The sequence below is a fragment of the Kitasatospora sp. NPDC056783 genome, from assembly GCF_042789895.1.
GTDB lineage: Bacteria > Actinomycetota > Actinomycetes > Streptomycetales > Streptomycetaceae > Kitasatospora.
This window is the reverse complement of record NZ_JBHUAF010000073.1, coordinates 21177-28749: the sequence shown is the minus strand read 5'-3', so window position 1 is coordinate 28749 and position 7573 is coordinate 21177. Positions and strand designations below refer to the sequence as shown.

Annotated in this window: 7 protein-coding genes; 6 read left to right on the top strand and 1 reads right to left on the bottom strand. The window is 71.3% G+C overall.

Annotated elements, in window-relative coordinates:
• Positions 1-46: 46 nt before the first annotated feature.
• A complete protein-coding gene (locus ACFRMQ_RS14050; protein ID WP_074004012.1) occupies positions 47-529 on the bottom strand; it encodes a hypothetical protein in 483 nt (160 codons plus the stop codon).
• Positions 530-969: 440 nt separating this feature from the next.
• Here ACFRMQ_RS14050 and hemL point away from each other — a divergent pair, with 440 nt between their 5' ends.
• The 6 genes from hemL to ccsB all read left to right on the top strand — a co-directional run bounded on the left by hemL (position 970) and on the right by ccsB (position 7533).
• Positions 970-2298, top strand: a complete 1329-nt coding sequence (gene hemL / locus ACFRMQ_RS14045; protein ID WP_380730513.1) for a glutamate-1-semialdehyde 2,1-aminomutase — start codon at positions 970-972, stop codon at positions 2296-2298.
• Between the two features lie 80 nt (positions 2299-2378).
• Positions 2379-3029 (top strand): histidine phosphatase family protein, encoded by a 651-nt coding sequence (locus ACFRMQ_RS14040; protein ID WP_380730515.1) that lies wholly within the window; start codon positions 2379-2381, stop codon positions 3027-3029.
• Positions 3030-3236: 207 nt separating this feature from the next.
• Entirely contained in the window at positions 3237-3851 is a 615-nt protein-coding gene (locus tag ACFRMQ_RS14035) for a TlpA family protein disulfide reductase (RefSeq protein WP_380730510.1), read from the top strand.
• On the top strand, positions 3848-4639 hold the full coding sequence (locus ACFRMQ_RS14030) for a cytochrome c biogenesis CcdA family protein (protein ID WP_380730508.1): 792 nt from the start codon (positions 3848-3850) through the stop codon (positions 4637-4639). The genes ACFRMQ_RS14035 and ACFRMQ_RS14030 overlap by 4 nt, the downstream gene beginning before the upstream one ends.
• Before the next feature lie 2 nt (positions 4640-4641).
• Positions 4642-6402, top strand: coding sequence for a cytochrome c biogenesis protein ResB (locus ACFRMQ_RS14025; protein WP_380730505.1), 1761 nt, complete (start codon positions 4642-4644; stop codon positions 6400-6402).
• 3 nt (positions 6403-6405) lie between these two features.
• Positions 6406-7533 (top strand): c-type cytochrome biogenesis protein CcsB, encoded by a 1128-nt coding sequence (ccsB, locus tag ACFRMQ_RS14020; RefSeq protein WP_380730502.1) that lies wholly within the window; start codon positions 6406-6408, stop codon positions 7531-7533.
• Positions 7534-7573 lie beyond the last annotated feature (40 nt).

The window sequence follows — 7573 nt, the reverse complement described above, 5'->3', positions numbered from 1 at the left end:
CCTCCCACCGCTTTCCGGTGGGAGGCCGGTCGCCCGCCCGGCGGCGCTACGGCCAGACCAGGCAGTACAGCTGGTGGCCGGCCTCGTGCAGCCGGTTGGCGAAGTCCTGCCACTCGTGCAGCATGCTGTAGATCACGAACGCGTCCCGCGGGCCGCGCCGGTCCGGGACGGTGGACCAGATGAAGGCGGCGGCGCCCAGCTCGGTCTCGTCGGCCTTGCGCAGCGGCTCGACGACGTTGTGGGGGAGCTGGACGACGGCGTAGTCGGGGTGCAGCACGACCAGTTCCAGCGGCGGCACCTGGTGCAGCGGGACGCCCTGGATGCCGGTGAGCACCATGGCGCTCATGGTCTCCGGCTTGATCTTGGTGGAGAGGTGGCCGGTGGGGGAGCCGCTGGTCTCCATCAGATCGCCGAGCCGCCCCAACGCGCCGAGTTCGCCGGCCTCCAGGCCGAGCCCGCCCGGGCCGAGGGCGGTGGGGACCCTGGCGGCGGTGGCGCGGTCGGGGGCTCCGAAGTACTTGTACGTCACCCCCACGCGTCCCTCACCCCGCCTCTCACCGCCGCGCCGACCACGACCCGTACCCGCTCCCGTTCCCCCGCGTGGGGCCTCGGCGGGTCGGCGGGAGCCCCCCGCGGCCTCGTCGTAGCCGTCCTGCGCCTCGGACACTCGGACCATCCTCACCGGAATTCGCCGGAATCGACAGACCCCCGCACGCCCGGCGTCCCACCGGCCGTGCTCCTTACCCGTCATGCGCCGCCGTACCCACTCGCGGTACGCGGCAGTCCTCTCCACACCCCTGCACACAAACCGGAACGCCTGTGCACGCTGTGTACACAGTCTGACTGGTCCCCGGTCCGGTGCAGTCAGCGGCCCCCGCTGTACGGACCACCGTACAGACAACGGTGCCCGGATCATCGTTCCAGATGATCGGGTCGGACATGCAGAGTGCGAGGACACGATTTGAGACCATGTCTTTTGTGAGCTACCCCTACGAAGCCCCCCAGTCCCAGTCGCTGTTCGACCGCGCCTCCGTGGTGACGCCCGGCGGCGTGAACTCCCCGGTGCGCGCCTTCCGCGCGGTCGGCGGCACGCCGCGCTTCATGGTGTCCGGCAGCGGTCCCTACCTCACCGACGCCGACGGCCGCGAGTACGTCGACCTGGTGTGCTCGTGGGGTCCGATGATCCTCGGCCACGCGCACCCCGCGGTCCTCGACGCCGTCCAGCGGGCCGTCTCCCACGGCACCTCCTTCGGCACCCCCGGTCAGGGCGAGGTCGAGCTGGCCGAGGAGATCGTCTCCCGGGTCTCCCCGGTCGAGCAGGTCCGCCTGGTCTCCTCCGGCACCGAGGCCACCATGTCCGCGATCCGGCTGGCCCGCGGCTTCACCGGCCGGGCCAAGGTGGTGAAGTTCGCCGGCTGCTACCACGGCCACGTGGACGCCCTGCTGGCCGCCGCCGGTTCCGGCGTGGCCACCTTCGGCCTGCCGGACACCCCGGGCGTCACCGGCGCCCAGGCCGGCGACACCATCGTGCTGCCGTACAACGACCTGGCCGCCGTCGAACAGGCCTTCGCCGCCCACCCGGGCGAGATCGCCTGCGTGATCACCGAGGCCTCGCCCGGCAACATGGGCGTCGTCCCGCCGCTGCCCGGCTTCAACGGCGGCCTGGCCCGGCTCTGCCGGGAGAACGGCGCGCTGTTCATCTCCGACGAGGTGATGACCGGCTTCCGCGTCTCCAAGGCCGGCTGGTACGGCCTGGAGGCGGCGAACGAGGGCTGGGCGCCGGACCTGCTGACCTTCGGCAAGGTCATGGGCGGTGGCTTCCCGGCCGCGGCCTTCGGCGGCCGCGCCGACGTGATGGGCCACCTGGCCCCGGCCGGCCCGGTCTACCAGGCCGGCACCCTGTCCGGGAACCCGATCGCCACCGCGGCCGGCCTGGCCCAGCTGCGCGGCTGCACCGACGAGGTGTACGCGACGGTGGACAAGGTCGCCGCCGAGGTCTCCGGCCTGGTCGCCGACGCGCTCACCAAGGAGGGCGTGGCGCACCGGCTCCAGACCGCCGGGAACATGTTCTCGGTGTTCTTCACCGAGGCCCCGGTCACGAACTACGACGAGGCCAGGACCCAGGAGGCGTACCGTTTCACCGCCTTCTTCCACGCGATGCTGGCCGAGGGCGTCTACCTGCCGCCGTCCGCCTTCGAGTCCTGGTTCGTCTCGGCGTCCCACGACGAGCGGGCGATCGAGCGGATCGCCGCCGCCCTGCCGGCCGCCGCGCGCGCCGCTGCCGCCGCCACGGCCTGACCCGGTCCGTACCGGCCCGGAACCCGATTCCCAGGAGTAGTCGAGAAGTGAGCGCCAAAGAGATCACCGTCGTCCACGTGATGCGGCACGGCGAGGTGCACAACCCGGAGGGCGTCCTGTACGGGCGCCTGCCGGACTACCACCTGTCCGAGCTGGGCCGGAAGATGGCCGAGCGGGTCGCCGAGGACCTGGCCGACCGGGACGTCACCCACGTGGTGGCCTCCCCGCTGGAGCGGGCGCAGGAGACCGCCGCGCCGATCGCCGAGGCGCACGGCCTGGACGTCGCGGTGGACGAGCGGCTGATCGAGGCGGAGAACGTCTTCGAGGGCAAGACCTTCGGCGTCGGCGACGGTTCGCTGAGGAACCCGGGCTACTGGAAGTACCTCACCAACCCGTTCAAGCCCTCCTGGGGCGAGCCGTACCTCGACCAGGTGGTGCGGATGATGGGCGCGCTCGGCGCCGCCCGGGACGCCGCGCGCGGGCACGAGGCGGTCTGCGTCAGCCACCAGCTGCCGATCTGGATCCTCCGCTCCTTCGTGGAGCGCCGCCGGCTGTGGCACGACCCGCGGAACCGGCAGTGCTCGCTGGCCTCGCTGACCAGCTTCACCTTCGAGGGCGACAAGATCGTCTCGGTCGGCTACCGCGAGCCGGCCCGCGACCTGCTGCCCGCCCACCTGGTGGGCAAGGGCCGCAAGGGCGACAAGCCGGTGGGCAAGAGCTTCGGCGCGTAGCCGCGGCCCGGGGCGCGCAAACGGTGGAACACCGCCCGCGCGCGCCCCGGAGCACCCGCGCGCACGTCGCGTAAGCGGTGCGTAAGTATGACTTCGGGTCACCTGGCGAGCGCCGGGTGACCCGATTTCGTCGCAGGTCAGAGGGGGTGCGACGCGCAAGGCAGGACCCCGGCGAGCCCGCCCGGAACTCCATGCGAAACTTTTCACATGTCTGCCATGACGCGCCCCCGTCCCCGTGTCGCCGCAGCAGCCGCCGCCACCGTCGCCGCCGCTGCGCTCGCCCTCACCGGCTGCTCCTCCTCGGGCTCGTCGAGCGGCGAGGGCCAGGTCGGCTTCGTCACGGTCAAGGGCACCAACCTGTCGAAGGCGCAGCCCGGCGAGCGCGGGGACGCGCCGGACATCACCGGGGACACCCTGGAGGGCACCCCGGCCAAGCTGTCCGACTACCGGGGCAAGGTCGTCGTGCTGAACGTCTGGGGCTCCTGGTGCGGCCCGTGCCGCGCCGAGGCCAAGAGCCTGCAGACCGTCTCGGAGAAGTACAAGGACCAGGGCGTCCAGTTCCTCGGCATCAACACCCGGGACACCGAGAAGCAGAACGCCGTCCGCTTCGAGCAGGAGCAGGGCGTCACCTACCCGAGCATCTTCGACCCGGCGGGCACCCAGCTGCTCAAGTTCGCCAAGGGCAGCCTCAATCCGCAGTCCATCCCGACCACCCTGATCGTCGACCGGGACGGCAAGCTGGCCGCCCGCGCCGTCGGCGGCACCACCGAGGAGGCGCTGGAGTCGATCCTCCAGCCGGTGGTCGCGGAGCAGAAGAAGTGAGTCTGCCACTCCCGGATCCGGCCGTGCTCCAGCTCGCCGACACCACCTCGACCGTCCAGAGCGGCGCGCTGCTGGCCGCCGCCCCGGTCGCCCTGGTGGCCGGGCTGGCGTCGTTCTTCTCGCCGTGCGTGCTGCCGCTGGTCCCCGGCTACCTCTCGTACGTGACGGGCTTCTCCGCCGCCGACCTCGCGGACGCCCGCGGCTCGCGGCGCGGCCGGATGCTGCTCGGCGTGCTGCTGTTCATCCTCGGCTTCACCGCGGTGTTCGTCTCCACCGGCGCCCTGTTCGGCTACTTCGGCCAGGAGCTCCAGGACTACAAGCGGATCATCAGCATCGTGCTGGGCTCGCTCACCGTGGTGATGGGCCTGGCGTTCATGGGACTGGTACCCGGACTGAGCATGCGCGAGGTCCGCTCGCACCGCCGCCCGGCGGTCGGCCTGCTGGGCGCCCCGATGCTCGGGGTGGTCTTCGGGGTCGGCTGGACCCCGTGCATGGGCCCGACCCTGACCGCCGTGCAGAACCTGGCCCTCAACCAGGCCGACGCCCAGCGCGGCGCGCTGCTGACCACCTTCTACTGCCTGGGCCTCGGCGTACCGTTCATCCTGGCCGCCGTGGCCTTCCGCCGGGCGCTGGGCGCCTTCGGCTGGGTCAAGCGGCACTACCCGCTCGTCATGCGGATCGGCGGCGGCATGCTCGTCGTGGTCGGCCTGCTGCTCGTCACCGGGATCTGGGACTCGATGATGAGCCAGCTCCAGTCCTGGACCGCCGACTTCCAGATCGGAATCTGACCGTGAGCAAGACCGCGACCGAGACCGAGCAGGCCCCGACGCCGGAGGACGCCGCCGCCGAGCGGCTCAGCACCGCGCCGGTCGAGTCCGACGGACCGACCGGCATAGGCGCGCTCGGCTGGGCCCGCTGGATGTGGCGTCAGCTGACCTCGATGCGGGTCGCGCTGATCCTGCTGTTCCTGCTGTCGCTGGCCGCCATCCCCGGGTCGCTGATCCCGCAGAACGGTCAGAACCAGTTCAAGGTGCAGACCTGGAAGGCGCAGCACACCACCGTCGCGCCGATCTACGAGAAGCTCCAGCTGTTCGACGTCTACAGCTCGGTCTGGTTCTCCGCGATCTACATCCTGCTGTTCGTCTCGCTGGCCGGCTGCATCATCCCGCGCACCTGGCAGTTCGTCGGCGTGCTGCGCTCCCAGCCGCCGGCCGCCCCGCGCGTCCTGACCCGGATGCCGGTGCACGCGGTCTGGCGCACCGAGGCGGACGCCGACCAGGTGAACGCCGCCGCCCACCGGCTGCTGCGCAAGCGCGGCTTCCGCGCCCACCTCTCCGGCGGCGCGGTGTCCGCGGAGAAGGGCTACCTGCGCGAGGTCGGCAACCTGCTGTTCCACCTGTCGCTGTTCGCGCTGCTCGGCGGCTTCGCCTGGTCCAGCCTGGCCGCCGGCACCGGCGGCAAGCTGATGGTCTCGGGCGAGGGCTACTCCAACACCATCACCCAGCTCGACGACTTCACCGGCACCCGGTTCTACGGCAGCCAGGACCTCGACCCCTTCTACCTGAAACTGGACGGCTTCACCTCGAAGTTCCAGGACAAGGGCGACCAGATCGGGGCCGCCCGGCAGTTCACCGCGAACGTCGAGTACTACGAGGGCGGCGACGAGTCGAAGCTGAGGAAGTCGACGATCGAGGTCAACCACCCGCTGGAGGTCGGCGGCAGCAAGGTCTACCTGATCGGCCACGGCTACGCCCCGGTGGTCACCGTCAAGAACGGCAAGGGCGAGGTCGTCTACCGGGGCGCCGTCCCGTTCCTGCCGCAGGACGGCAACCTGACCTCCACCGGTGTCGTCAAGGTCTCCGACTACGGTGACGGCCCCGACGGCAACAGGACCCAGCTGGGCTTCTCCGGCTTCTTCCTGCCGACCGCCCCGCTGAGCTTCGAGGGCACCGGCCCGGTCTCGCTGTTCCCCGGCGACGCCGCCCCCGAGCTGGTGCTGAACGCCTTCGCGGGCGACCTCGGCACCGACTCGGGCCTGCCGCAGAACGTCTACCAGCTCAACACCCGCAAGCTGACCCAGCTGACCCAGGACGGCCGGCCGGCCAAGGCCCGGCTCAAGCCCGGTGAGGGCTGGACCCTGCCCGACGGCTACGGCACCGTCACCTTCGAGGGCTACAAGCAGTGGGCCAGCTTCAACATCACACACCGCCCCGGCAACGAGATCGCCCTGGCCGGCGCCGTGCTGGCGATCCTCGGACTGATCGGCTCGCTGTTCATCCAGCGCCGCCGGATCTGGGTGCGAGCGGTCGCCCTGCCGGGCGGCGGCACCCAGGTGGAGCTGGCCGGCCTGGCCCGCAGTGAGTCGGCGAAGATCGCCGAGGAACTGGCGGAGCTCGCGGTGGACCTCCAGGACGACGCCCCGGCCTCCGAGGAGGACGAGGGCGAGGACGGCGCCGAGGAAGCCGGCGCCGAGCCCGACGCAGTACCCGCCACCGCCGAGGCCGAGGCCTCAGCCCCCGCAGTCCCTGCCGACCAGAACTCCAAGGAGTAGACGGTGCAACTCGCCTCGGCGGTCGACCCACAGCTGGCCGACCTCTCCAACAATCTGATCCGTTCGGCGATGGTGGTCTACACCCTCGCCATGTTCGCCCACATGATCGAGTGGACCTTCGGCAGCAGGGGCGCGGTCGCCGTCCGCTCGAAGGAGCAGTCGGGCAACCTGGGCGAGACCGTCGCGGCGGCGCCGAAGGGCGCGAAGAAGGTCACCGTCACCGTGGCGGGGGCCGGCGGCGGCACCACCACGCTCACCCGAACCGCGGTCGCGGGCGAGGGCGCGACGGTGGTCACCAGCGGGCGCGGCGCCGAGGAGGAGGACGGTCCGGGCGCGGCCGGCACCGATGTGAAGGCCGACCTGGCCGGACGGATCGCCGTCTCGCTCACCGTGCTCGCCGCGCTGCTGCACGTGGGCGGGATCGTCACCCGCGGCCTGTCGGTGTCCCGCTGGCCGTGGGGCAACATGTACGAGTTCTCCTGCGCCTTCGGCTTCGCCATGACGGCGGCGTACCTGGTGCTGCTGGCCACCAGGAAGAAGGTCCGCTGGCTCGGCCTGCCGGTCGTGCTCGCGGTGCTGCTGACCCTCGGCATCGCCACCACGGTGCTGTACACCGACTCCGAGCAGCTCGTCCCGGCGCTGCACTCGCCGTGGCTGGCGATCCACGTCTCCACCGCGATCTTCTGCGGCGGCGCCTTCTACGCGGCGTTCATCGCCACGCTGCTGTACCTCGGCAAGGACTCCTTCGAGAAGCGCGTCGCGGCCGGCCTGACCACCGGCCCGCTGAAGACCTCGGCCTCGCTCTGGCGCCGCCTGCCCGCCGCGTCGACCTTCGACAAGCTGTCCTACCGGATCAACGCCCTGGTCTTCCCGCTGTGGACGTTCACCATCATCGCGGGCGCGATCTGGGCCGAGGCGGCCTGGGGCAAGTACTGGGAGTGGGACCCGAAGGAGACCTGGTCGTTCATCACCTGGGTCGCCTACGCCTGCTACCTGCACGCCCGCGCGACGGCCGGCTGGAAGGGGCGCAAGGCCGCCTACCTGGCGCTGGCGGCGTTCGCCTGCTGGCTCTTCAACTACTACGGCGTGAACATCTTCGTCACCGGAAAGCACTCCTACGCGGGGATCTGACCGGGGCACACGATCACCCACCGGCCCGGCTCTCTCCCAC

What these genes read in the sequence shown, in the direction of transcription:
- ACFRMQ_RS14035 (WP_380730510.1), top strand. Translation starts at nt 3,237, where the DNA reads ATGTCTGCCATGACGCGCCCCCGTCCCCGTGTCGCCGCAGCAGCCGCC.
- hemL (WP_380730513.1), top strand. Translation starts at nt 970, where the DNA reads ATGTCTTTTGTGAGCTACCCCTACGAAGCCCCCCAGTCCCAGTCGCTG.
- ACFRMQ_RS14040 (WP_380730515.1), top strand. Translation starts at nt 2,379, where the DNA reads ATGCGGCACGGCGAGGTGCACAACCCGGAGGGCGTCCTGTACGGGCGC.